This is a genomic window from Achromobacter sp. ISS7 (assembly GCF_056523125.1).
Window position 1 is genome coordinate 3,371,400 of the sequence record NZ_JAWRZD010000001.1, and the last position, 24,007, is coordinate 3,395,406.

At 68.0% G+C, this 24,007-nt stretch carries 20 protein-coding genes; 17 read left to right on the forward strand and 3 right to left on the reverse strand.

Going from position 1 to position 24,007, the window contains the following annotated elements; translation table 11 throughout:
• Positions 1-28: 28 nt before the first annotated feature.
• Genes AC1HFW_RS14955 through AC1HFW_RS15010 form a run of 12 tightly spaced genes read left to right on the forward strand, consistent with a single transcriptional unit; the run spans position 29 to position 11,840 of the window.
• Entirely contained in the window at positions 29-490 is a 462-nt protein-coding gene (locus AC1HFW_RS14955) for a GDP-mannose mannosyl hydrolase (RefSeq protein ID WP_225856758.1), read from the forward strand.
• Positions 487-1,917, forward strand: a complete 1,431-nt coding sequence (locus tag AC1HFW_RS14960) for a mannose-1-phosphate guanylyltransferase/mannose-6-phosphate isomerase (protein ID WP_479284126.1) — start codon at positions 487-489, stop codon at positions 1,915-1,917. The genes AC1HFW_RS14955 and AC1HFW_RS14960 overlap by 4 nt, the downstream gene beginning before the upstream one ends.
• The gene (locus AC1HFW_RS14965) at positions 1,910-2,317 is read left to right on the forward strand and encodes a VanZ family protein (RefSeq protein WP_225856577.1); all 408 of its coding nucleotides are present in this window, start codon (positions 1,910-1,912) and stop codon (positions 2,315-2,317) included. Before AC1HFW_RS14960 ends, AC1HFW_RS14965 begins: the two co-directional genes overlap by 8 nt.
• Positions 2,318-2,327: 10 nt before the next feature.
• The gene (gmd, locus tag AC1HFW_RS14970) at positions 2,328-3,437 is read left to right on the forward strand and encodes a GDP-mannose 4,6-dehydratase (RefSeq protein ID WP_006390295.1); all 1,110 of its coding nucleotides are present in this window, start codon (positions 2,328-2,330) and stop codon (positions 3,435-3,437) included.
• A 6-nt stretch (positions 3,438-3,443) separates the two neighbouring features.
• The gene (locus tag AC1HFW_RS14975; protein ID WP_006390296.1) at positions 3,444-4,397 is read left to right on the forward strand and encodes a GDP-L-fucose synthase family protein; all 954 of its coding nucleotides are present in this window, start codon (positions 3,444-3,446) and stop codon (positions 4,395-4,397) included.
• Positions 4,398-4,427: 30 nt separating this feature from the next.
• Positions 4,428-5,744 carry a lipopolysaccharide biosynthesis protein gene (locus tag AC1HFW_RS14980; RefSeq protein WP_479284128.1) on the forward strand — a complete coding sequence of 439 codons (1,317 nt, stop codon included), beginning with the start codon at positions 4,428-4,430 and terminating at the stop codon, positions 5,742-5,744.
• A gap of 20 nt (positions 5,745-5,764) precedes the next feature.
• Complete coding sequence (locus tag AC1HFW_RS14985; protein ID WP_006390298.1) at positions 5,765-6,667, forward strand: glycosyltransferase family 2 protein; 903 nt, start codon at positions 5,765-5,767, stop codon at positions 6,665-6,667.
• 23 nt (positions 6,668-6,690) lie between these two features.
• Positions 6,691-7,983, forward strand: a complete 1,293-nt coding sequence (locus AC1HFW_RS14990) for an O-antigen ligase family protein (protein WP_116519928.1) — start codon at positions 6,691-6,693, stop codon at positions 7,981-7,983.
• Positions 7,976-9,106: a glycosyltransferase gene (locus AC1HFW_RS14995; RefSeq protein ID WP_479284131.1), complete on the forward strand. Its 1,131-nt coding sequence runs from the start codon at positions 7,976-7,978 to the stop codon at positions 9,104-9,106. The genes AC1HFW_RS14990 and AC1HFW_RS14995 overlap by 8 nt, the downstream gene beginning before the upstream one ends.
• 12 nt (positions 9,107-9,118) lie before the next feature.
• Positions 9,119-10,009: a glycosyltransferase family 2 protein gene (locus AC1HFW_RS15000; RefSeq protein ID WP_479284133.1), complete on the forward strand. Its 891-nt coding sequence runs from the start codon at positions 9,119-9,121 to the stop codon at positions 10,007-10,009.
• Positions 10,006-10,566, forward strand: a complete 561-nt coding sequence (locus AC1HFW_RS15005) for a putative colanic acid biosynthesis acetyltransferase (RefSeq protein WP_006390302.1) — start codon at positions 10,006-10,008, stop codon at positions 10,564-10,566. Before AC1HFW_RS15000 ends, AC1HFW_RS15005 begins: the two co-directional genes overlap by 4 nt.
• Positions 10,563-11,840, forward strand: coding sequence for a WcaI family glycosyltransferase (locus tag AC1HFW_RS15010; protein WP_479284135.1), 1,278 nt, complete (start codon positions 10,563-10,565; stop codon positions 11,838-11,840). Before AC1HFW_RS15005 ends, AC1HFW_RS15010 begins: the two co-directional genes overlap by 4 nt.
• 72 nt (positions 11,841-11,912) lie before the next feature.
• Here AC1HFW_RS15010 and AC1HFW_RS15015 read toward each other — a convergent pair whose 3' ends face one another.
• The 3 genes from AC1HFW_RS15015 to AC1HFW_RS15025 all read right to left on the reverse strand — a co-directional run bounded on the left by AC1HFW_RS15015 (position 11,913) and on the right by AC1HFW_RS15025 (position 15,844).
• Positions 11,913-12,563, reverse strand: a complete 651-nt coding sequence (locus AC1HFW_RS15015; protein ID WP_479284137.1) for a response regulator transcription factor — start codon at positions 12,561-12,563, stop codon at positions 11,913-11,915.
• Between the two features lie 369 nt (positions 12,564-12,932).
• Complete coding sequence (locus tag AC1HFW_RS15020; RefSeq protein ID WP_479284139.1) at positions 12,933-13,679, reverse strand: response regulator transcription factor; 747 nt, start codon at positions 13,677-13,679, stop codon at positions 12,933-12,935.
• Between the two features lie 563 nt (positions 13,680-14,242).
• Complete coding sequence (locus AC1HFW_RS15025) at positions 14,243-15,844, reverse strand: glucosamine inositolphosphorylceramide transferase family protein (protein ID WP_479284141.1); 1,602 nt, start codon at positions 15,842-15,844, stop codon at positions 14,243-14,245.
• A gap of 353 nt (positions 15,845-16,197) precedes the next feature.
• Between AC1HFW_RS15025 and AC1HFW_RS15030 the strand changes: the two genes are divergently transcribed.
• From AC1HFW_RS15030 to AC1HFW_RS15050, 5 genes are all read left to right on the forward strand, one after another.
• Entirely contained in the window at positions 16,198-16,866 is a 669-nt protein-coding gene (locus tag AC1HFW_RS15030; RefSeq protein WP_061073888.1) for a TetR/AcrR family transcriptional regulator, read from the forward strand.
• Positions 16,867-16,925: 59 nt separating this feature from the next.
• On the forward strand, positions 16,926-19,274 hold the full coding sequence (locus tag AC1HFW_RS15035) for an acyl-CoA dehydrogenase (protein WP_479284143.1): 2,349 nt from the start codon (positions 16,926-16,928) through the stop codon (positions 19,272-19,274).
• Between the two features lie 30 nt (positions 19,275-19,304).
• Complete coding sequence (locus AC1HFW_RS15040; RefSeq protein ID WP_241073129.1) at positions 19,305-20,597, forward strand: acetyl-CoA C-acetyltransferase; 1,293 nt, start codon at positions 19,305-19,307, stop codon at positions 20,595-20,597.
• Positions 20,594-22,531 carry a 3-hydroxyacyl-CoA dehydrogenase NAD-binding domain-containing protein gene (locus AC1HFW_RS15045; RefSeq protein WP_479284145.1) on the forward strand — a complete coding sequence of 646 codons (1,938 nt, stop codon included), beginning with the start codon at positions 20,594-20,596 and terminating at the stop codon, positions 22,529-22,531. The genes AC1HFW_RS15040 and AC1HFW_RS15045 overlap by 4 nt, the downstream gene beginning before the upstream one ends.
• Before the next feature lie 141 nt (positions 22,532-22,672).
• Complete coding sequence (locus AC1HFW_RS15050) at positions 22,673-23,983, forward strand: OmpP1/FadL family transporter (RefSeq protein WP_035359229.1); 1,311 nt, start codon at positions 22,673-22,675, stop codon at positions 23,981-23,983.
• Positions 23,984-24,007 lie beyond the last annotated feature (24 nt).

Genomic DNA, 24,007 nt, shown 5'->3' on the forward strand with positions numbered 1-24,007 from the left:
GCCCGGCCCCGCCGCGCCGGCCCCCGGCCTGCTGGCCCAGGATGACTTCCGCCGCGCGGTGGACATGCTGCCGCTGGTGTCCATCGACCTGCTGCTGCGCGACGCCGAGGGCCGCTACCTGACCGGGCTGCGCAGCAACCCGCCGGCCCAGGGCGCCTGGTTCGTGCCCGGCGGCCGCATCCGCAAGAACGAGACGCTGGCGCGGGCGCTGCAGCGCATCGCCCGCGAGGAACTGGGGGTGACGCTGCCGCCCCACGCCTGGCGGCCGCGCGGCGTGTACGAACACTTCTACGACACCAATTTCGCCGGCGAGCCCGGCCGCTCCACCCATTACGTCGTCCTCGCCTACGAGGCCGACCTGACGCTGGACATCGCCAGCCTGCCGCTGGGCCAGCACCGCCGCTACCGCTGGCAGTCCGCGGCGGCCATCGCCGCCGATCCCGGCGCGCATCCGAACACCCAGGCCTACTTCAAGGAGTCAGCGCCATGACCCACCCTCATCCCCCCTATCGGGCCGTCATCCTTTGCGGCGGTTCGGGTTCGCGCCTGTGGCCCCTGTCGCGCGAACTGCTGCCGAAGCAGTTCATCCGTTTGACCGATGACCGCAGCCTGCTGCAGAACACCCTGCTGCGGCTCGGCTCGGCCGGCGCCCAGGCGCGGCCGATGCTGGTCTGCAACGACGCCCACCGTTACATCGCGGCCGAACAGGCGCAGGAACTGGGCATCCAGGACGCCGAGATCGTGCTCGAGCCCCACGCCCGCAATACCGAGCCGGCCATCGTCGCCGCCACCCTGCGGGCGATGCGCGACGGCGAGGATCCGGTCATGCTGATCATGCCGTCCGACCACGTGCTGGAGGATGGCCCGGTGCTGGCCGCCGCCTTCGCCGAGGCCTACCAGGCCGCGCGCCAGGGCGCCCTGGTGACCTTCGGCATCACGCCCACGGCGCCGCTGAGCGGCTACGGTTACATCCAGGCGGCCGAGTCCGACGACCTGGCGCCGGCGCGGCGCGTGCGCCGTTTCGTCGAGAAACCCTCGCCCGAAGTGGCGCAGCGTTTCATCGAGTCCGGCAGCTACTACTGGAACAGCGGCATGTTCGCCTTCCAGGCCTCGGTGTTCCTGGCCGAGATGGAACGGCTGGCGCCGCGCATCCTGCAGCAGGTGCGCGCGGCGGTGGCCGCCGGCCATGGCGAGAACAGCCTGTTCCAGCTGGACGGTCCGGCCTTCGAGGCCTGCCCCAGCGACTCGATGGACTACGCCATCATGGAACGCACCGACAGCGCCGTGGTCATCCCCCTGGCCACGCCATGGAGCGACGTCGGCGCCTGGGACGCGGTCTGGGGCATCGCCCGCAAGACGGCCGAGGGCAACTCCACCAGCGGCGACGTAATGGTCGAGGACTCGCGCAACTGCCTCATCCACGCCACCAGCCGGCTGGTGGCCTCGGTCGGGCTGGACGACATCGTGGTGATCGAAACGGCCGACGCCGTGCTGGTGGCGCACAAGACCCGCTCGCAGGACGTCAAGCGCCTGGTGGAGGTCTTCAAGACCCAGCACCGCCGCGAACTCAACCACCACCGCGAGGTGCAGCGGCCCTGGGGCTCGTATGACTCGGTGGGTCAGGGGCCGCGCTACCAGGTCAAGCGCATCACCGTGAAGCCGGGCGCGCGCCTGTCCTCGCAGATGCATCACCACCGCGCCGAGCACTGGGTGGTGGTGTCGGGCACCGCCCGCATCTACAACGGCGACAAGCAATACCTGCTGACCGAGAACCAGTCGACCTACATCCCGCTGGGCGAGGTCCACAGCCTGGAGAACCCCGGCAAGATCCCGCTGGAAATCATCGAGGTGCAGTCCGGCGCCTATCTGGGCGAGGACGACATCGTCCGTTTCCAGGACATGTACGGCCGTGTCTGATCCCCGGCGCGCGGCCTCATCCTTCTGGCGCCCGGGCGTGGCGCGGGTCTGCCTGCCCGCGGCCGCGTTGTTCTTCCTGGCGCTGGTCACGGTGGGCAACCTGCCGGGCCTGGCGGCCGAGATGTCGGCCACCTTCGGCGACAAGCGCCTGCACCTTGCGGCCTACGCCTTTCTGACGGTGCTGATCTACGCCTCGGTGCGTCGCCGCCCCGCGCTGACGGCGCTGGCCACGGTGACGGCGCTGGGCGCGCTGGACGAAACCATCCAGTCCTTTTTTGCCTATCGACAAGCTGATCTCTTAGACCTTCTGGCCGATATCTCCGCGGCGGGTGCGACAGTAATCTCGTTGAACATCGGTTCCGCAGCCTTCGGCTCTTTTCGTGCAGTGACTAAGTCTTAAGGATAAAACCATGCCAAAACGGGCACTGATTACCGGCGTCACCGGACAGGACGGCGCATACCTGGCCGAGTTCCTGCTGGCCAAGGGCTATGAAGTCCATGGCATCAAGCGGCGCGCGTCGCTGTTCAATACCGCGCGCATCGATCACCTGTACCAGGATCCGCATGACCAGCCGCGCAACTTCGTGCTGCACCACGGCGACATGACCGACTCCTGCAGCCTGATCCGCATCGTGCAATCGGTGCAACCCGACGAGATCTACAACCTGGCGGCGCAGAGCCACGTCGGGGTGTCGTTCGAAGAGCCGGAGTACACCGCCAACGCCGACGGCCTGGGCACGCTGCGCCTGCTGGAAGCCATCCGCATCCTCAAGCTGGAAGACAAGGCGCGCTTCTACCAGGCCTCGACCTCCGAGCTGTACGGGCTGGTGCAGGAAACGCCGCAGCGCGAAAGCACGCCGTTCTATCCCCGCAGCCCCTATGCCGCGGCCAAGCTGTACGCGTACTGGATCAGCGTGAACTACCGCGAGGCCTACGGCATGTACGCCTGCAACGGCATCCTGTTCAACCACGAATCGCCCAAGCGCGGCGAGACCTTCGTGACGCGCAAGATCACCCGCGGCCTGGCCCGCATCGTGCTGGGCCTGCAGGAATGCCTGTACCTGGGCAACCTGTCGGCGCTGCGCGACTGGGGCCATGCGCGCGACTACGTCGAAATGCAGTGGCTGATGCTGCAGCAGGACACGCCGGAGGACTACGTCATCGCCACCGGCATGCAGTACAGCGTGCGCGAATTCATCAATACCGCCGCGCGCGAACTGGGCATCCTGCTGGCGTGGGAAGGCGAAGGCCTGACCGAGACGGCCACGGTGCTGTTCAGCCCGGTGCACGACATCAAGGCCGGCCAGGTCATCGTGCGGGTCGACCCGCGCTATTTCCGCCCGACCGAGGTCGAGACCCTGCTGGGCGATCCGACCAAGGCGCGCGAAAAGCTGGGCTGGTCGCCCCGCACCACCTTCGCCCAGCTGGTCAAGGAGATGGTCGAGAGCGACCTGAAGGACGCGCGCCGCGATGCCCTGGTGGAGCAGAACGGCTACGAAATCTACGCCTACAAGGAGTAGCCCGCCATGAGCCATCAGGATCAACGCGTGTTCGTGGCCGGCCATCGCGGCATGGTGGGCGCGGCGCTGGTGCGCGAACTCCAGGGCCGCGGCTACCGCCAGGTCATCACGCGCAGCCACAGCGAACTGGACCTGGAGAACCAGAACCAGGTGCACCGCTTCTTCTCGACCACGCCGGTCGACGTGGTGTACCTGGCGGCCGCCAAGGTCGGCGGCATCCTGGCCAACCAGAACCATCCGGTGGACTTCCTCTATCGCAACCTGATGATCCAGTGCAACGTGATCCGCGCCGCCTACGCGGCCGGCGTGCGCAAGCTGCTGTTCCTGGGCTCGTCCTGCATCTATCCGCGCGAGGCGCCGCAGCCGCTGCGCGAGGACGCGCTGCTGACCGGCCCGCTGGAAGCCACCAACGAGCCCTACGCCATCGCCAAGATCGCCGGCCTGAAGCTGTGCGAGGCCTACCAGCGCGAGTACGGCGCGCACTTCGTCTGCGCCATGCCGACCAATCTGTATGGCCCGCACGATAACTACGACCTGCACAGCAGCCACGTGCTGCCGGCGCTGATCCGCAAGTTCCACGAAGGCCGCGAGGCCGGCGACGACAGCGTGACGCTGTGGGGCAGCGGCAAGCCGCTGCGCGAATTCCTGTACGTCGACGACCTGGCGCGGGCCTGCGTGATGCTGATGGAAACCCCGACGGCCGAGGGCATGTACAACATCGGCGCCGGCCAGGACCTGTCCATCGCCGAGCTGGCCCGGGTGGTGGCGCAGGTGGTCGGCTACCAGGGCAACATCGTCTACGACGCCAGCAAGCCCGACGGCACCCCGCGCAAGCTGATGGACTCGTCCAGGGTGCGCGCGCTGGGCTGGAAACCGGAGATCTCGCTGACCCATGGCGTGACGCTGGCCTATGGCCATTTCCTGCGCGAGCAGGCGCGTCCGCCGCTGCCCGTGGCCTGAGCGCCACGCCAACCGAGCACAGGCCTACCGATGTACCGACTCATCAGGAAGCACGTCGCCGGCAATGCCTCGTTCTGGGGGCTGGTGGAATACGGCATCGGCCCGGTCGCGGCGCTGGTGGCGCTGCCCATCCTGTTCCGCCAGCTGGGCACGGTGGGCTTCGGCCAGTACTCGATGATCATCGCGCTGGCCGGCTTCGGCAATGCCGCCAACCTCGGCGCCGCGGTGACCGCCACCAAGCTGGTGTCCGAGCGCATGCACGAGCCGGGCGGCGCCTACCGCGCGGCCGGCGTGGCCATGTCGCTGATCGGCTGCGCGCTCGGCGTGGTGACGGCGGCCGCGGCGCTGCTGTGGGGCGTGGTGTGGCTGGGCTGGCCCGCCGCCACCTTCGGCGGGGTCGCCGTGACGCTGCTGGCCATGCCGGCGCTGGCGGTCTACCTGACGCAGCAATACGACCAGCTGATGTCCGGCTGCCTCAAGGGGCGCGAGGATTTCCGCGCCACCGCGCTGTGCGAGGTCTTCAGCCGCAGCGGCACCATGGCCCTGGCCTGCGCCACCGCCTGGCTGACCGCCTCGCCCACCTGGACCGGCCTGGCCCAGGCGGTCGGCCTGCTGCTGGCCGGCTCGGTCAAGATGCGCGTGTTCGCGCGCCGCTACGGCCATGCGCTGGTGCGCCCGGTGCGCGACCGCGGCGCGATGCTGGCGGCGTTCAAGTTCTCGCGCTGGTCCTGGCTCAACAGCCTGAGCGCCCTGGCGTTCGGCTCGGTCGACCGGGTGCTGGTGGGCAGCCTGATGGGCCCGGCCGCACTGGCCATCTACACGGTCGGCGTGCAGGTCGGCCAGATGATCCACACCGCCTCGGTGGCGATCTTCCAGAAGGCCATGCCGCGCGTCTGCCGCCTGGCCGCGTCGCCGCCGCACCCCGGCGCCGCCGAAGAAGAGATCCGCCGCCTGATGTGGTGGAACCTGCTGCTGTCGGCCGGCGCCACCCTGGTGGTGCTGGCGGTCAGCCAGCCACTGCTGGACCTGCTGCTGGGCCATGCGGTGGCCGAGGGCCACCTGGGCACCTTCCGTCTGCTGATCGCCGCCTCCGGGCTGCTGTCGCTGAACGCCGCGGCGCATTTTTCCCTGCTCGGGCTGGGCAACTCGCGCGCGGTCGCCATTCTCAACGGCCTGGGCGGCCTGGCCATGCTGTGCGTCATGGCCGTCCTGGTGCACGCGGCGGGCGAGCATGCCGCGGCCTGGGGCCGCATGGCCTACGCGGCGATCACGCTGGCCGGCGTGGCGCTCGCCATCCGTCAATCCCGGCCCGACTACCCGGGCGCAATGCCTGCGGCCACCCGGTAGTGAACATGCTGAGGTCTTATATGCGCAAGCGTCACAACGAGTACTCGCGTCAACTGATCGACTTCGTGAGCGAGCTGCGTCCGCCCGCGCCGATCGCCGGCGGCCTGTTGCCCAAACTGACCATCGTGACCCCCTCGTTCAACCAGGCCCGCTTCCTGGAACGCACCATCGTGTCGGTGCTGAACCAGGGCTATCCGCGGCTGGAATACATCATCATCGATGGCGGCTCGACCGACGGCAGCGTCGACATCATCCGCAAGTACGAGCGCTACCTGACCCACTGGGAAAGCGCGCCCGACCGCGGCCAGTCGCACGCCATCAACAAGGGCTTCGAGCGCGCCACCGGCGACTACGTCGGCTGGCAGAACTCCGACGACCTGTACTACCCGGGCGCGCTGCGCAAGCTGGGCGCGGCGGCGGCGCGGGGCCGGGCGCCGATCGTCAGCGGCAACCTGTTCGTGGCCGACGCCGACAACCACATCTTCCGCAAGATCCACTACACCCCCGTCAACCGCGGCACGCTGACCGTGGTCAAGGCCTCGATCCCGAACCAGTCGGCCATCTTCCGCCGCGACCTGCTGCTCAAGCACGGCCTGCTGCAGGAAAGCATGCGCTACTGCATGGACCTGGAGCTGTGGAGCCGCCTGCTGCGCGAAGGCCGCAACCAGATCGTGCCGGACGCGATGGGCGTTTACACCGCCCATGACGAGACCAAGACCGCGCTGATGCAGGACGTGCTGCTGGAGGAACGCCAGCAGATCGTCGAGCGCATCCGCCGCACCGAACCGGGCATGGGCAAGCTGTTCGGCCTGTCGTGCCGGGCGTCGCAGGTGGCGGCGCACGCGCGCCAGGGCGACCTGTCATACCTGGTCGAGAAACTGGCCATCAAGCTGTTCGGACGCGACGACTGGGCCGCGCACTGACCCCACCCAGCCATGGAGCCGCCATGCATCCGCACCGCCGTCTTTCCACGCTGCACCTGCTGGGCCTGTTCGCCTTCACCGCGCTGGCGCTGAACGACGACCACTTCATCCTCGGGGTCGGCAGCTTCAAGCTGTCGCCGTTCGACGTGCTGTTCGTCGCCATCCTGGTGGTCAAGGCGCTGCGGCTGGCGGACCCCGCCGCCTATGCCCTGCCGCGCGGCACGCTCGGCATGCTGCTGGGCCTGCAGGTGCTGACGGTGATCTACCTGCTGCTGGTTTCGCTGCATCATCCCGGCATCGAAACGGGCGACGTGGCGCGCGACCTGCGCATCGTCTTCTACTTCCTGAGCGTGCCGTTCCTTTGCTACAAGGATATCGACAGCCCGGCGGCGTACGCGCTGCTGCAGAAATACATCGTGGCGGCGTGCCTGGCCGTGGCCACGCTGATGCTGCTGGAGCAGTTGCAGGGCTTCAGCGTCGCCAACCCGCTGCGCAACGTGCGGCTCGGCGTCTGGGCGATTCCGTTCGGCGTGGTGTCGCTGCTGTACTTTCGCAAGACGCTCAACGTGTCCGGCCCCAAGGCCTATGCGCTGACGGTGTACATGCTGCTGGCGCTGGTGTTCTCGCTGAACCGCAGCCAGTACCTGCAGCTGATGGTGTCGGTGCTGCTGGCGGTGATGCTGGCGGCCGGCTCGGACGTGCGCCGCCGGGTGGTGCTGATCTTTGCGCCGGCGGCGGTGGCCGGCATCCTGGTGTTCGCCAGCATCGGCTACCTGGACGTGCTGACCAACCGCGTCTTCAGCGTCGAGCGCCTGGACGAGGACTCCAGCTACGGCGCCCGCATCCAGGAGATGCAGGGCCAGATGGACTCGTTCGCCGAGAGTCCGGTGTTCGGCAAGGGCGCGGGCTTTCGCAGCTGGGTGATGGGCGAGAACGGCTTCGAGCTGAGCACCTTCGCGCACAACTCTTGGGCCTTCTACCTGATGAAGTTCGGCATCGTCGGCACGGTGATGATCATGCTGCCGCCCCTGCTGATCCTGCTGCTGTCGCTGTTCCGGCGCTACGCCCATCCCGGACTCGAACTGCATCGGCGCTACCTGCTCGCCACGGCGCCGATCTACATCTTCATCGACTCGCTCTCGGGGGGCCTGGCGTACGCCCCCAAGACCGCCTTCACCGGCTTCCTGCTGTGCTACTGCCTGTCGCTGATACGCAATGCGCGGGCCATGCCCGTGCCTCCGCCCGCACCCGCGGCTCCCAGCCTCCGTCCGGACGCCCAGCGCCGGCCGCTACCGCGAGTACTGCCCCATGCCTGATGTCCTGTTTGTCGCGCCGGACCTGCACGGCGGCGTCGGAAGATGTGTCGCCTTCATCGCCGATGCCCTGCCCGAACGGGGCGTGGACGCCGCGCTGTTCCTGCTGCGTTCGCGCAACCGCGAATACCCGGTCGCCAATCCGCGCGTGACGCGGGCCCTGCCGGTGATCGAGTCGCCCACCTCGCTGCGGCTGATGCTGCCGCTGGCGTTCTGGCGGCTGCTGCGGCAGATCCGCCGCGACCGGCCCGCCATCGTCTGCTCGCACGGCCTGCTGTGCAACATGCTGGTGGTGCTGGCCAAGAAGCTGCTGCGCGGCAAGTTCGCCACCGTCGCCTTCGAGCACAGCAGCCCCGCCATCCATTACGGCGCGTCGCGCATGCGGCGGCTCAAGTGCTGGCTGGTGAGCCAGACCTATCGCCGCCACGACGCCGTCGTCGGCGTGTCGCGCGGCGTCAAGGAAGACCTGGTCAGCATGTTCCCGCCGCTGCGCGGCAAGGTGCGCACCATCTACAACGGCGTGCCGCTGGACGACGTGCGCGAGCAGAGCGCGGCGCATCCGGCGTCCGAGCCGGCGGCCACGCCGTACCACGTGGTCGCGGTCGGCCGCCTGGAGGCCGTCAAGGACTACGCCACCCTGATCGACGCGGCCGCGCTGCTGGACGACCCCGGCATCCGCTTCACCATCCTGGGCGAAGGCTCGGAACACGCCGCCCTGCAAAAGCGCATCGACGCGCGCGAGTCGCGCAGCCCGGTGACGCTGGCCGGCCACATCGACAACCCGTTTCCCGTGATCGCCAGCGCCGGCGCCTTCGCCCTGACCTCGGTGCGCGAGAGCTTCGGCAACGTGCTGGTCGAGGCCCTCTGCCTGGGAGTACCCGTCATATCCACCGATTGTCCGCACGGGCCGGCCGAGATCCTCGACGCCGGCCGCTACGGGCTGCTGGTGCCGGTGGGCGACGCGGCGGCCCTGGCCGCGGCGGTGCGCCGCCTGGCCTACGACGGCGACATGCGCGCGAGACTGGCGGCCGACGGCCCCGGGCGCGCCGACGCCTTTTCACTGGAGCGGCACTGCCGCGACGTCATCGATCTGTTCCAGCCGCTGATGCGGCGCGGCGCCTCCTGAAAGGAAAGCCTCATGTCCAAGATACCGGTATCCGTGGTCGTCATGACCAAGAACGAGGAACGCAACATCGCCAAGTGCCTGAAGGCGCTGGCCGACTTCGACGAAGTCTTCGTGGTCGATTCCAACAGCACCGACGCCACCTGCGCCATGGCGGCCGCGCTCGGCGCCAAGGTCAGCAACTTCCAGTGGAACGGCAAGTATCCCAAGAAGAAGCAGTGGTGCCTGGAGCAGCTGCCCTTCACCCACCCGGTGGTGCTGTACGTCGACGCCGACGAGGAGATGACGCCCGAACTGGCCGCCGAGATCCGCGCCGCGCTGCCGCGCTTCGCCGCCGGCGCCGGCGGCGCCTTCGTGCCGTTCGACTATGTGTTCTGCGGCCGCAAGCTGCGCCATGGCCATCGCGTCTACAAGCTGGCGCTGCTGGCGCGCGACCGCTCGCGCTTTCTCGACTACGACGACCTGGACGTGGCCCACATGTGGGAAGTCGAGGGCCATTACCAGCCCCAGGTGCAGGGCGAGACCTTCGCGCTGCGGGCGCGCATGGTGCACAACGACCATGACTCGCTGTACCACTACTTCGACAAGCACAACCGCTACTCCGACTGGGAGGCCAACCTGCGCACCAAGGGCCTGATGAACGACCCGCGCGAGGCCAACGTCGGCGCGCGGGCGCTGCTCAAGCGCGTGTTCCAGGCCATGCCGTTCAAGGCCGCGATCTCGTTCCTGCATTCGTACGTGCTGCGCCTGGGCTTGCTGGACGGCCGCGCCGGCTTCGACTACGCCATCGCCCGCGCCATGTACTACTGGCAGATCCGCATCAAGACCGAGGAAATCCGCAAGGCGCGGCTGGCCGTGCCCGAGGAGCGCCAACAGGGGGGAACGGTCGCCGGAGCGGCCAAATGAGCGCCCTGCAGCGGCTCGACCAGTTCGCCCTGGCGCCCGGACAGCGCGGCCGCTCGGCGCTGACGGTGCAGCTGTGGTGGCTGGTGCAGGGGTCGCTGTTCCGCTGGTCGCCGCAGGTGGCCTACGGTTTCCGGCGCTGGCTGCTGCGCTGCTTCGGCGCCCGCGTCGGCCGCAAGGTCCTGATCCGGCCCAGCGCCACCGTGACCTATCCCTGGAAGGTGGAAATCGGCGACTACGCCTGGATCGGCGACGACACCGTGATCTACAGCCTGGGGCCGATCCATATCGGCGCCCATGCCGTGGTGTCGCAGCGCAGCTACCTGTGCGCGGCCGACCACGACGCCGGCAAGCCCGACTTCCCGCTGCGCGAACGCGCCGTCCGCATCGAGGACGGCGCCTGGGTCGCCACCGACGTGTTCGTCGGCCCGGGCGTCACCATCGGCCGCGAGGCCGTGGTCGGCGCGCGCAGCTCGGTGTTCCGCAGCCTGCCGCCGGCCATGGTGTGCCTGGGCAACCCCTGCCGTCCCGTCAAACCCCGCGTGGAGCCGCCAGCATGAAGATACTTCTGTACAGCATCAACTACGCGCCGGAATTGACCGGCATCGGCAAGTACAACGCGGAAATGGCCGAATGGCTGGCCGCACGCGGCCACCAGGTCAGCGTCGTCACCGCCCCGCCCTACTACCCCCAATGGCAGGTCCACGATGGCTACCACGCCGGCCGCTACCGCCGCGAGACCCGCGCCGGCGTCGATGTCCGGCGCGCCCCCTTGTGGGTGCCGCGCAAGCCCGGCGGCGCCAAGCGCCTGCTGCACCTGGCCAGCTTCGCGCTCTCGAGCCTGCCGTCGCTGCTGCGCGCGGCGGCCGGCCGGCCCGACCTGATCCTGGTGGTCGAGCCCGCCCTCTTCTGCGCCCCGGCCGCGTGGCTGGCGGCGCGGCTGTGCGGCGCGCGCGCCTGGCTGCATATCCAGGACTATGAAGTGGACGCCGCCTTCGACCTGGGCCTGCTCAAGGGCGCGCGGCTGCGCGGCCTGGTGCAGCGCGCCGAGCGTTGGCTGATGCGGCGCTTCGACCGCGTGTCGACGATTTCTCGCCGCATGCAGGACCTGGCGTTGTACAAGGGCATCGACCCGCAACGCGCGGTGCTGCTGCCCAACTGGATCGACGTCAACGCCATCGCCCCCGATCGCGCCGGCAACCTGCGCGCCGAGCTCGGCATCCCGGCCGACGCGGTGGTGGCGCTGTATTCGGGCAACATGGGCGGCAAGCAGGGCCTGCAGACGCTGGCGCAGGTGGCGCGGCTGCTGCAGCACGAGCCGCGCCTGTGGTTCGTGTTCTGCGGCCAGGGCCCCGAACGCGCGCCGCTGCAGGCGCAGTGCGAGGGCCTGGCGCGGGTGCGCTTTCTCGACCTGCAGCCCTGCGAACGGCTGGGCGCGCTGCTGAACACCGCCGACATCCACCTGCTGCCGCAACGCGCCGGCGCCGCCGATCTGGTCATGCCGTCCAAACTGACCGGCATGCTGGCCAGCGGCCGTCCCGTGGTGTGCGGCGCCGCCCGCGGCACCGAGCTGGCCGGCGTGGTGGCGCACTGCGGCCTGGTCACCCCGCCCGAGGATGCCGCGGCCATGGCCGAGGCCGTGCGCAAGCTGGCCCACAATGCGCAGATCCGCGAGACCCTGGGCACCGCCGCGCGCCGCCACGCCTTGCGCTATCTGCACATCGACGCGGTGCTGGCGGCCGCCGAACGGGAATTCGCCGCGGTGGTCGATCCCGTCGCCGCGCCGGCCGCGCCCAGCCCCGCCAGCGCCGTGCGCCGCGATACCGGACGCTGACGCCGCCATCACGGCCAGGCGCCATCCAGGGCGGCGCGCTTGCGGGCGCGCCGCCTTTTTTCATGGGGTTCCTCAGGCAGGTTCGCCGGGCTTGCCGCTGCCGCGCACCAGGCCCATCTGCACGGCGATGTAGGCCGCCTCGGCCTGGTTGCGCGCGTTCAGCTTCCAGTACAGGGTGCGCGCATGGCTCTTGACCGTGGCCACCGAAATGCCCACCTGCTGGCCGATCTCGCGCATGGTCTTGCCCTGCACCAGCAGTTGCAGGATCTCCTCCTGCCGCTGCGTCAGCTCACGTAATTCAGGCACCGGCGTCTGCGAGATGCCCAATGGCCGCGCCGCTGGCTGCGGATAGCACTCCCCGCCCGCCAGCACCAGGCTGACGGCGGCCGCCAGCGCATCAGGGCTGGAGGCCTTGGGCAGATAGCCCGCCACGCCGGCCCGCGCGCACGCCGCCATGACGTGCTGGTCCAGCACCGAGTACAACGCCAGCACCAGGCGCGGCATGAACAGCGCCATCGCCTGCGACAGCAGGCCGATGTCGGGCTCGGCCACGCCGCTGCAGCCGACGACCAGCAATTCCACCGGCCGGTTGATCGAGCCGGGCATGTTCAAGAGATGGGCTGGCGAGATCGCCAGGATGTCCTCGGCATTGCGCACGCGCTCCAACACATGCTGGATTGCGACACGAAGCAGCGCGTAGTCTTCGATCAGAACGGTTGTCATCCCGGGGGGAACCTTGTGACACAGGGCCCAGACACGGTTCCCATGGCAAGGCGGCGCACGGCAGCGACGACGGTTCCGGCGCGTCACCAGGCTCACGGGAATCTCGTCCGCTGCGCGGGGTGGCTCGGGCGGGCATTGTGATTCGCCGTCTCAACCCATGCTTGCGGACACAACCCATGCTATCAGCGGCTACGTTCGCTGAATCTCGTACAGGAGGATGATTGGAGGAGGAATGCTGCGGCACGGCGACCGCCGATGCTGCAGTGAATGCCCTAGGCGGGATGGCGGGGAGCGCCCGGCCAGGCCGATGGGCGCGGGCCGCGCACCGCCTGGCAAACCGCGCGAACCGGGGCTGGCAGCCCCGGTTCTTCAGCCCAGCTTGCGCCCATACAGCTGCCCGGCTTCCACGTCGCGGCCATTGGGCTCATGCCATTCCAGCGTGGCGCCGCGTTGCAGCGCCGCGTACACGGCCTCGCCCTTGTTCTTGACGTGCAGGCGCTGGTACAGCGTGCAGGCATGGGTCTTGGCGGTGGCGACCGAGATGTTGAGCATGCGGCTGACCGTCTTGATGGGGTAACCCCTGGCCAGCAACACCAATACCTCGTACTGGCGCGGCGTGATCTGCAGCAACTGCGCGCCCGCGCTGATCGGCATGGTGCCCTTGCCGCCGTCGTCGGCCTCGCGCGCCGGCAGCACGCAGCTGGCCTGCGCCGGCGCCTGCAACGCCTGCTCGCTCGGGAAGCACTGCCCGCCCGCCATGACCAGGCGGATGGCCGCTTCCAGTATCTCCACCGACGCCGTCTTCATCAGGCAACCGTACACGCTGGCGCCGGGCAAGCCCTGCACCGGCATCGGCAGCGGCATGACATCGGTCAGCAGCAGGATGCGCTTCGGGCTGAGTTCACGCTGGATCTCATGCAGCGTGCTCCAGGCTTCCTCGCTGTCCACGGGCAAGCCGTAGATCAGAAGATCTGCGCCGGCATGCGCCCCGTTGGCCTTCGAGACATCGGCCAACCCCATTCCCTCGATTTCCCACACATCGTCCAACTTGCTCAGAATCTGCCACAACCCCAGCCGCAGGAGCGGATGGGCTTCAATCAGGACCATCTTGGCCATGGTGTCCTCCCGGTTGTTCAACAGGCCTAGAAGGGATCTTCGCTGTGCTGAAGACTATTTTTTTTCCAACCCCGCGGGGGTGGTCCGCGATTCCCGGAATATCTAATGACGCTGCACCGGGCCATTTGGGTTGGGAGACTTTCGTAGCCAACATAACGGATGGCATGAACCCATCTTATGGTTCGAAATTGGCAAAATCAAGACGCTGGCTAGCGATATAATCCGACAAAAACAGAAATCATTCGTTAGCTGTAAACGTTCTCATAAAACAGGATGAGACACCTCTCTCATCCTTTCATCCGCTAGGGTTTCCACCGAGCCCGCCTGGGCGGAAAGCCAGTCCCCAGGCCGCTGACACGCCAGCGGGCGTGCGCCGGCAGGGCTGGATCCCGGGCACGGACAGATGAAACGGGGCGGCGCCGGCGCCACCTCAAATGGAAGCAAGACCAGGCGATATTTGGCGACAGACTTGTCGATATGTTTCCACCGACACATTATGCCCGTGGCGTTCCGCTGCAATCGAAATATAGGTAACATTTTTATTTTTCGGTAGCTCGCGTCATTTACTCCATATATGCGAAGTCAAATACCGTATGCCCACCCTGATGATGCCAATGGTGCATTGAAGCATGGCGTTTTTTCAGGAAGCCGGCGTAGTGGATTTCGCCATCCGTCTCGACGTAGGTCGACGGCGACAGTTCTTCGATCCGGTTCAACGAGACGCCCTTGCCGTAGTGGCAGAAACCTTGGTACTGCGCGCAGCGGATCACCTCTCCGCCAGGCGAGACAACGATTCCGGCGTTGCGCGCCCGCATCGGATTGCGCACGATGGGGTTGCAGGCGTGTGGCGTCCAGTGGCTCGAGCGCGGCGAGTCGGCGAAGAAGGCGAACAATTCATCGCAGTGATTCTGGCCGTCGGTGCGGTCGATATTGGTTAATAGCCACCAGTATTCACCGCGTTTGAAAATAATGGTATCGACAGCCGAAACATCGGTCATCAGGGTCAAATCCAATTCCCATTTCAATGGAAATTCCGTGCATTTCCATAATTCTATGCTGCGATTTCCGCACGTTTCCGGCACCATGTAGGTGACGCCTTCGTATTCGAATATATACGGAAACGATAAATGATAGGGCAGGTTCAAGGCCGTCCCCAGTAGCTGGAAAGCCCCGTTTTCATAGGTGGCGACCGAGATTGTGCCCTTGCGCGAGTGAAAATCGTAATCTTCGAAAAATATATATGGATTTTCGCCCCGCATATAAACAAATGGATCCGCAAAAAAACGCCCCTTGGGTGGTTGCAATACCTTCGCCTCGGATACCACTGCCTGCTGCCGGGTCGACGCGAACATACCGATCCGCCAACGCACATTGCGCCCCATGACGCGCCGCACAATCAAATCCGTCATTAACCAGGCCTGGCGCGCGATATAGGCGGCGCTGTCCCACTCGGCCGGATCGTCGCGGCGCTGGCCGCTCATGATCTGCATGCCGGGCGGCGCCGCGCCCGGCCGCGCGCGCGCCAGCGCCAGCAGCGCGTCGTAGACCATGAAGTTGCCCAGGCTGAATGCGCGGGTCTGGTTCTTCAGCCAGAACACCTCGGTATTGAAACTGCGCTGGTCCAGCAACACGTCCTCTTCCGTGCTGGCGCCCACGCGCCACAGTTTCACCGTGGTGTGGTCCTCGCGCTGGTAGACCTCCCAGAAACCCGCATAGCGGCTGGTGGATACGGCGATATCGGAATAACTGAGCCGCCAGATGCCGTGCCGCGTCCAGCTCGCCACGCGCGCACGCGGCGGCGGCAGCGCGCCCAGCATGATCACCAGGTCCAGTCCCAGCGCCGCCACGCCGTCATCGCGCCCGTTGTCCTGCGGACCGGGCGGCAGGGTCAGCACGGTGGTCGACGCAGGCAGGCCGTCGCGCAGGTCGCGGCAGGTCAGCATCTGCCGCTGCCGCGCCGGCAGCAGGCGCGACTCCAGCCGCGACAGCGTGCCGAACAGCGCCTTGGCACCCAAGCGCGGCGCGGGACCGGCGGCGTCCTTCTCCATGACCAGCAGTGCGGACAGATCGAAATCCTGGCTGCGCGCGAGCCACTCAGCCATGTCGTGGATCCAGCCGGGCTGGTCGGTTCCATCGATCAACAGCCCCACTCTGTAGGTCTTCATGTCTCCTGCTCCTGTGTCAGGTCGATATGGCCTGCGGCACCGGAACGGCGATCGGGCTCGCCAGGCGCATCCACGGTGCCACGCTATCAAGTCCTCGCTGTGATACTGCGGCGTTTCGCTGCGACCTTCCAGACGGCTTTCATCCTAGGACGCACGTCCGAGGCCAAACGGCGCAGCGCCATTTGGACGACACGAGGCGCGCCGCCTCGGTCAACGGCAGGACCTCTCATGCAAAGGAACGAGCGCCGTGTCATCTCAACTTTTAGGGGTAAACCCTATTCGGGATTGCCGGGGTCGCATCCTTGTCATCTTTTACGCATACTTCTTTCAAACGAACGTTTGAATTCAACCCAATGCAAGAACTCAGATCCTCCAGTACCCGCGAATCGATCCTGGACACCGCCGAAGCCCTGTTCGCGCAGCAGGGGCACGACGGCACGTCCATGCGCCAGATCACCGGCGCGGCGGGCGTCAACCTGGCCTCGGTCAACTATCACTTCGGTTCCAAGGAATCGCTGGTGCAGGCCGTGCTCAAGCGCCGCCTGGAAGTCCTCAACCGCGAACGCCTGCGGCTGCTGGACGAACTGGAAGCGCAGGCCCAGGGCAAGCCGCTCAAGCCGTCGCAGATCGTCGACGCCTTCTTCGGCACGCTGCTGCGGCTGGCCGCCGACCCCGAACAGGCCGGCAGCACCTTCCTGCCGCTGCTCGAGCGCACCATGACCGACCCGGCCGGCTTCATCCGCGCGCTCTTCGCCGAGGAATACGCCGACGTGCTCGAGCGCTACCGCAATGCCTTCTTCGCCGCGCTGCCCGACGTGCCGCGCGCCGAGATCGTGTGGCGTTTTCAATTCATGCTCGGCGCCACCTCCTACGCCATCATCGGCACCGACCTGCTGCGCTCGGTGACCGGCTGGACGCTGGACGAAGCCGAGCAACCCGATAACCCCGAGCTGCTGCTGCCCCGCCTGATGAGCTTCCTGCTCGGCGGCCTGCGCGCTCCCCTGCCGCAGCACCCCGCCTAGGCTCGCTTGGGTCAGCGCGGTGCGGCGGTTCCAGAGAATTCGAGAAAGGAGACAAGGAAATGAACGCAGTCATCGTCGCGCTGGTCGTCATCGCGCTGCTGGCCGTCGTCCTGCTGGGCGTGCGCCCGGTCAGGCGCGCCTTGCTGTCGACGCCGATCTTCAATCTCTACCGCAAGGTGCTGCCGCAGATGTCGGATACCGAGCGTGACGCGCTCGAGGCCGGCACGGTGTGGTGGGAAGGCGAGCTGTTCCGAGGCCGCCCCGACTGGAAGCGCATGCTGGCCTATCCGCGCCCGCGCCTGACCGACGAGGAACAGCACTTCCTCGACCACCAGGCCGAAGAAGCCTGCCGCATGGTCAACGACTGGAACATCACGCAGGAACGCTTCGACCTGCCCGCCGAGGTCTGGGACTACCTCAAGCGCAGCGGCTTCCTCGGCATGATCATCCCCAAGGAATACGGCGGCCTGGCCTTCTCGGCCTATGCCCACTCCGAGATCGTGACCAAGCTGTCGACGCGCTCGTCGGCGCTGGCGGTGTCGGTGATGGTGCCCAACTCGCTCGGGCCGGCCGAACTGCTGCTGCACTACGGCACCGATGAACAGAAGAACCATTACCTGCCGCGCCTGGCGCGCGGCGAGGAAGTGCCGGCCTTCGCGCTGACCAGCCCGTGGGCCGGTTCCGACGCCGCCGCCATCCCCGACAGCGGCATCGTCTGCAAGGGTGAATGGCAGGGCCGCGAAGTGATCGGCATGCGCGTCAGCTGGGACAAGCGCTACATCACGCTGGCGCCGGTCTGCACGCTGCTGGGCCTGGCCTTCCGCCTGTACGACCCGGACGGCCTGCTGGGCGGCAAGAAGGACCTGGGCATCACTTGCGCGCTGGTGCCGCACGACCATCCGGGCGTGGACACCGGCCGCCGCCACTTCCCGCTGAACGCCATGTTCATGAACGGCCCGACCCGCGGCCACGACGTCTTCATGCCGCTGGACTTCATCATCGGCGGCCCGGCCATGGCCGGCCAGGGCTGGCGCATGCTGATGGAATGCCTGGCGGCCGGCCGCTCGATCTCGCTGCCGTCGTCCAACACCGGCATGTCCAAGCTGACGGCCCGCGCGGTCGGCGGCTACGCCCGCGTGCGCAGCCAGTTCCGCACCCCGGTCGGCAAGTTCGAAGGGGTCGAGGAAGCGCTGGCCCGCATCGGCGGCCACACCTACATGATGGACGCCGCGCGCAGCATGACCGCCGGCGCCGTCGACCTGGGCGAGAAGCCCTCGGTGGTGTCGGCCATCGTCAAATACCACGTCACCGAACGCGCCCGCCAGGTCGTCAACGACGGCATGGACGTGATCGGCGGCAAGGGCATCTGCCTGGGACCGTCCAACTTCCTGGGCCGCGCCTACCAGCAGATCCCCATCGGCATCACCGTGGAAGGCGCCAACATCCTGACCCGCAGCCTGATCATCTTCGGCCAGGGCGCGATCCGCTGCCATCCCTACGTGCTGGCCGAGATGCGCGCGGCGCAGTCGCCCGACAGCAAGCAGGGCCTGGATGATTTCGACCGCGCCTTCTGGGGCCACGTCGGCTTCGTCGCGCGCAACAAGCTGCGCGCGCTGGGCACCGCCCTGACCGGCGGCCGCTTGGTCGCCATCGACGCCGACGTCGCGCCCGGGATGAAGCGCTACTACCAGCTGCTGAGCCGCTATTCGGCCGCCTTCGCGCTGCTGGCCGACACCTCGATGCTGGTGCTGGGCGGCAGCCTCAAGCGCCGCGAACGCCTGTCGGCGCGCCTGGGCGACATCCTCTCGCAAATGTACCTGGCCAGCGCCGCGCTCAAGCGCTTCGAGGACGAAGGCCGCCAGGACGCCGACGCGCCGCTGGTGCACTGGTCGGTGCAGGATGCGCTGTTCCGCCTGCAGGACGCCATCGACGGCGTGCTGGAAAACTACCCCAACCGCCTGGTCGCCTGGAGCCTGCGCCGCATCGTCTTCCCCTGGGGCCGGCCGCAGGCGCTGCCGTCGGACCAATTGGGCCAGGACGTGGCGCGGCTGCTCATCAACCCGGGCGCGACCCGCGACCGCCTGACCGCCGGCTGCCACCTGCCCGCGAGCGCCGACGAACCGGTCGGCGCGATCGAACAGGCGCTGGCGGCCACGCTCGAGGCCGAACCGATCGAATCGAAGATCCGCGAATTCGAGAAAAGCGGCGCGCTCGAAGGCAACCCGCAAGCCAATGTGCGCGACCTGGCCGACGCCGCGTTCGCCGCCGGCGGCATCACCGCCGAAGAATATGCGGTGGTCAAGCGTCGTAATACCTTGCGCGATACCGTGGTGAAAGTGGATGATTTCCCCTTTGACCTCGGCGTCACCGGCGCGGTCAAACCCGCGGACGAACGCAAGGCAGCCTGAGGGCGCCAGTCAACACGCAGAGGAGATCGGATGGCATTCAAACCGGTATACGTGGTCGACGGCGCCCGCACGCCCTTCCTGAAGGCGCGGTCGGGCCCCGGCCCATTCGCGGCCGGCGACCTGGCCGTGCAGGCCGGCCGCGGCCTGCTGTTGCGCCAACCCTACGCGCCCACGGACCTGGACGAGGTCATCGTGGGCTGCGCCGCGCCTTCGGCCGACGAAGTCAATATCGGCCGCGTGATCGCGCTGCGGCTCGGCTGCGGCAACAAGGTGCCCGGCTGGACGGTGATGCGCAACTGCGCCTCGGGCATGCAGGCGCTGGATTCGGCCATCGCCAACATCCAGACCGGACGCTCGCACCTGGTGCTGGCCGGCGGCACCGACGCCCTGTCGCATGCCCCGGTGCTGTTCTCGGACGACATGGTGCGCTGGCTGGCCAGCTGGTACGCCGCGCGCGGCATCGGCGCCAGGCTCGCCACGCTCGGCCGCCTGCGTCTGCGCCACCTGGCGCCGGTCATCGGCCTGCTCAAGGGCCTGACCGACCCGGTGGTGGGCCTGTCGATGGGCCAGACCGCCGAGAACGTCGCCACCCGCTTCGGCATCAGCCGCCAGGCCATGGACGCCTATTCGGCGCAGAGCCATGCGCGCGCCCTGGCCGGACGCGCCAACGGCGCCTTCGCCGAGATCTCTCCGCTGATCGACACCCAGGGCAAGCTGTACCCGGACGACGACGGCGTGCGCGAGGACTCCACGCCGGAAAAGCTGGCCAAGCTCAAGCCGGTGTTCGACAAGCCCTGGGGCAACATCACCGCCGGCAACAGCTCGCAGGTCACCGACGGCGCCGCGATGCTGGTGCTGGCCTCCGAGGAAGCCGTGCAGCGCTGGAACCTGCGGCCGCTGGGCCGCATCGTCGACAGCCAGTGGGCCGGCCTCGACCCGGCCATGATGGGCCTGGGCCCGGTGCACGCCGCCACCCCGATCCTGCAACGCCACGGCCTGGGCCTCAATGACCTGGACTTGTGGGAAATCAACGAGGCCTTCGCCGCCCAGGTGCTAGGCTGCCTGGCGGCCTGGCAGGACGACGCCTATTGCCAGGAGCACTTCGGCACGCCCGCCTGGGGCGCGCTCGACCCTGCCCGCCTGAACGTGGACGGCGGCGCCATCGCCATCGGCCATCCGGTCGGCGCCTCCGGCGCCCGCATCGTGCTGCACCTGCTGGACGCGCTCAAGCGCCGCGGCGCGCGGCGTGGCATGGCCGCCATCTGCATCGGCGGCGGCCTGGGCGGCGCGATGCTGGTCGAAACCCTGGAGGACCGCCAATGATCACGCTGGATACGCTCTCCCATTGGCGCCTGGAGCGCGACGCCGACGGCCTGGCGTGGCTGACCTTCGACCGCGCCGGCAGCGCCGTCAACGCGCTGTCCGCCGACACCATGGCGGAACTGGCCGCGGTGCTGGACGCGCTCGACGCGCAGCCGCCCAAGGGCCTGGTGATCCGCTCGGGCAAGCCGACCGGCTTCATCGTCGGCGCCGACGTCAACGAATTCGCCGAACTGAATACGCCGGAACAGGGCCGCGCCCTGGTGGCGCGCGGCTGGAACCTGTTCAACCGCCTGGCGGCGGTGCGCTACCCGACGCTGGCGCTGATCCAGGGCCACTGCCTGGGCGGCGGCCTGGAGCTGGCGCTGGCCTGCCGCTACCGGCTGGTGGAAGACGCGCCCGGCGCCTCGCTGGCGCTGCCCGAAGTCATGCTGGGCATCTTCCCGGGCTGGGGCGGCATGCTGCGCCTGCCCGCGCTGATCGGCGCGCCCGCCGCGCTCGACATGATGCTGACCGGCCGCGGCGCCGACGCGCGCCGCGCCGCCGCGCTCGGCCTGGTCGATGCGCGCGTGCCGACCCGCCTGCTGCAGGCCGCGGCGCGCGGCATGGTGCTGTCCGGCAAGCCGCCGCGCCGCGCGCGCGGCCTGGGCGCCTGGCTCAACCGCTGGCCGCTCAAGGCAATCGCCGCCAACCGCGCCCGCAAGCAGATCGCCGCCAAGGATCCGCTGCGCCACTACCCCGCCGCCCCGGCCATCGTCGACCTGTGGGAAAAGCACGGCGGCAACGCCCTGCAGGCCCCCGCGCTGATCGACGGCATCATCGCCTCGGACACCGCCCGCAACCTGCTGCGCGTGTTCCGCCTGCAGGAACGCCTCAAGGCCAACGGCCGCCAGGCCGGCATCGCCCCGGTGCGCCACGTGCACGTGGTGGGCGCCGGCGTGATGGGCGGCGACATCGCCGCCTGGTGCGCGCTCAAGGGCATGACGGTGACGTTGCAGGACCAGGACATGGCCCGCATCGCGCCCGCCATCAAGCGCGCCGCGACCCTGTTCTCGCGCCGCCTGAAGGACCGCCGCGCGGCCCGCGCCGCCTTCGACCGGCTGGTGCCCGATCCGACCGGCGGCGGCGTGCCGCTGGCCGACCTGGTGATCGAGGCCATCAGCGAGAATCCCGAGGCCAAGCGCGGCCTGTACCAGTCGCTGGAACCGCGCATGAAGGCCGATGCGCTGCTGGCCACCAACACCTCCAGCCTGTCGCTGGAAACCTTGAGCGCCGGGCTGGCCCGGCCCGAACGGCTGGTCGGCATCCACTTCTTCAACCCGGTGGCCAAGATGCCGCTGGTGGAAGTGGTGCACACGGATGGCACCGCCGCCGACACGCTGGCACGCGCCTGCGCCTTTGTAGGACAAATCGGAAAATTGGCCCTGCCGGTGCGTAGCGCCCCCGGTTTCCTGGTCAATGCGGTGCTGGCACCGTATATGCTTCAGGCCATGCGAAATATCGACGACGGCCTATCGCCCGCCGCCGTGGACGCGGCCATGGTGGCCTTCGGCATGCCCATGGGACCGCTCGAATTGGCGGACACCGTCGGCCTGGACATCGCCCGCGCGGCGGGCCAGGAACTGGCCGGCGGCGCCGAGCCGCCGCGCTGCCTGGCCGAAAAGCTGGCGCGCGGCGACCTGGGCAAGAAAAGCGGCCGCGGCTTCTACACCTGGCGCGACGGCAAGCCGGTCAAGGACAGCCAGGGCGGCGCCCGCGCCCCCGACGGCCTGGCCGAACGCCTGATCCAGCCTTTGATCGACGCCACCCGCGAGCGGGTCGAGGCCGGCGTGGTGGCCGACGCCGACCTGGCCGACGCCGGCGTGATTTTCGGAACCGGGTTCGCGCCGTTCACGGGCGGCCCCCTGCATTACCAGAGCAGTCGCAGTAGTGCCTGACGCCGCAGTAACGGCAAGCAGTAACAGCAGTAAAGCGGTAACAAAGCAAACCGGCCTGGACCCCCTTGAGCCGGATAGACCGGGACGACGAGACCGGCAGTGCCATAGAGACATACCTATCCAACATGAGGAGGCAGTACCATGAGCAGACGTTCATTGTCCCTGAGCACCCTGTCCGCCATTGTGGTCGGCCTGGGCGCCACCAGCGCCGCCCACGGCGCCGGCTTTCAGCTCCTGGAGCAGAATGCCAGCGGCCTGGGTAACGCTTACGCGGGCTCGGCGGCAAATCCGGAAAACGCCAGCATCATCTACTACAACCCGGCAGGCATGACCTACCTGCCGGGCATCAATGTCTCGGGCGGCGTCAATCTGATCAAGCCCTCGTTCAAGTTCTCGGACAACGGCAACAGCCGCAACCCGACGGCGCTGGGCGGCACCCGCCCCACCGGCGGCGATGGCGGCGACGCCGGCAACCTGGGCGTCGTGCCCAACCTGTACGGCTCGTGGCAGCTGAGCGAAAAGTGGTTCATCGGCCTGGGCATCGGCGCGCCGTTCGGCCTGATGACCGAGTACGACAAGGGCTGGGAAGGCCAATACCACTCGAACAAGTTCGAGATCAAGACGATCAACGTCAACCCCTCGATCGCCTACAAGGTCAACGACAAGTTCTCGATGGGCTTCGGCGTGAACTGGCAGCACATCGACGCCACCTACAAGAAGAAGACGGTGGTGCCCGTGGCGCTGCCGGGCGGCGGCACCTTTATCACCAACGGCGACGCCGACCTGAACCTGAAGGGCGACGCCTGGGGCTGGAACGTGGGCTTCATGCTGCAGCCCACCGAAGACACGCGCATCGGCCTGTCGTACCGCTCCAAGATCAAGCACACCGCCAAGGGCGACACCGATATCGACAACATCGGCCCGACCCGCCAGTCGGTGTCGTTCGACGCCAAGGCCTCGGTCGACCTGCCCGACACGCTGATCCTGAGCGCCACTCACCAGCTCAACGAGAAGTGGGAACTGCTGGGCGACATCTCGTGGACGGGCTGGAGCAGCATCCCCGACCTGAAGATCCGCAACTCCGGCACCGGCGCGCGCGATGACGACCTGCCGCTGAACTTCCGCGACACGTGGCGCATCGCCGTGGGCACGTCCTACAAGTTCGCGCCCGACTGGAAGTGGAAGTTCGGCCTGGCCTATGACCAGTCGCCGGTCCACAAGGCCGAAGACCGTCCCACCTCGCTGCCCGACAACGACCGCTACTGGTTCTCGACGGGCGTGCAGTGGCAAGCCACCAAGAACACCACGCTGGACCTCGGCTACACCTATCTCTACCTGCGCAAGACGGACATCGACACCACGTCCGGCAACCAGCTGACCAAGGGCCGCGTCGCGGGCACCTATGACAGCAGCGGCCACATCTTCGGCCTGCAGCTGTCGTCCCGCTTCTAGCCCTGCCGGGGCGGATGACGGGCC

What these genes read in the sequence shown, in the direction of transcription:
- AC1HFW_RS14960 (WP_479284126.1), top strand. Translation starts at nt 487, where the DNA reads ATGACCCACCCTCATCCCCCCTATCGGGCCGTCATCCTTTGCGGCGGT.
- gmd (WP_006390295.1), top strand. Translation starts at nt 2,328, where the DNA reads ATGCCAAAACGGGCACTGATTACCGGCGTCACCGGACAGGACGGCGCA.
- AC1HFW_RS14975 (WP_006390296.1), top strand. Translation starts at nt 3,444, where the DNA reads ATGAGCCATCAGGATCAACGCGTGTTCGTGGCCGGCCATCGCGGCATG.
- AC1HFW_RS14980 (WP_479284128.1), top strand. Translation starts at nt 4,428, where the DNA reads ATGTACCGACTCATCAGGAAGCACGTCGCCGGCAATGCCTCGTTCTGG.
- AC1HFW_RS14985 (WP_006390298.1), top strand. Translation starts at nt 5,765, where the DNA reads ATGCGCAAGCGTCACAACGAGTACTCGCGTCAACTGATCGACTTCGTG.
- AC1HFW_RS14990 (WP_116519928.1), top strand. Translation starts at nt 6,691, where the DNA reads ATGCATCCGCACCGCCGTCTTTCCACGCTGCACCTGCTGGGCCTGTTC.
- AC1HFW_RS14995 (WP_479284131.1), top strand. Translation starts at nt 7,976, where the DNA reads ATGCCTGATGTCCTGTTTGTCGCGCCGGACCTGCACGGCGGCGTCGGA.
- AC1HFW_RS15000 (WP_479284133.1), top strand. Translation starts at nt 9,119, where the DNA reads ATGTCCAAGATACCGGTATCCGTGGTCGTCATGACCAAGAACGAGGAA.
- AC1HFW_RS15005 (WP_006390302.1), top strand. Translation starts at nt 10,006, where the DNA reads ATGAGCGCCCTGCAGCGGCTCGACCAGTTCGCCCTGGCGCCCGGACAG.
- AC1HFW_RS15010 (WP_479284135.1), top strand. Translation starts at nt 10,563, where the DNA reads ATGAAGATACTTCTGTACAGCATCAACTACGCGCCGGAATTGACCGGC.
- AC1HFW_RS15015 (WP_479284137.1), bottom strand. Translation starts at nt 12,563, where the DNA reads ATGACAACCGTTCTGATCGAAGACTACGCGCTGCTTCGTGTCGCAATC.
- AC1HFW_RS15020 (WP_479284139.1), bottom strand. Translation starts at nt 13,679, where the DNA reads ATGGCCAAGATGGTCCTGATTGAAGCCCATCCGCTCCTGCGGCTGGGG.
- AC1HFW_RS15025 (WP_479284141.1), bottom strand. Translation starts at nt 15,844, where the DNA reads ATGAAGACCTACAGAGTGGGGCTGTTGATCGATGGAACCGACCAGCCC.
- AC1HFW_RS15030 (WP_061073888.1), top strand. Translation starts at nt 16,198, where the DNA reads ATGCAAGAACTCAGATCCTCCAGTACCCGCGAATCGATCCTGGACACC.
- AC1HFW_RS15035 (WP_479284143.1), top strand. Translation starts at nt 16,926, where the DNA reads ATGAACGCAGTCATCGTCGCGCTGGTCGTCATCGCGCTGCTGGCCGTC.
- AC1HFW_RS15040 (WP_241073129.1), top strand. Translation starts at nt 19,305, where the DNA reads ATGGCATTCAAACCGGTATACGTGGTCGACGGCGCCCGCACGCCCTTC.
- AC1HFW_RS15045 (WP_479284145.1), top strand. Translation starts at nt 20,594, where the DNA reads ATGATCACGCTGGATACGCTCTCCCATTGGCGCCTGGAGCGCGACGCC.
- AC1HFW_RS15050 (WP_035359229.1), top strand. Translation starts at nt 22,673, where the DNA reads ATGAGCAGACGTTCATTGTCCCTGAGCACCCTGTCCGCCATTGTGGTC.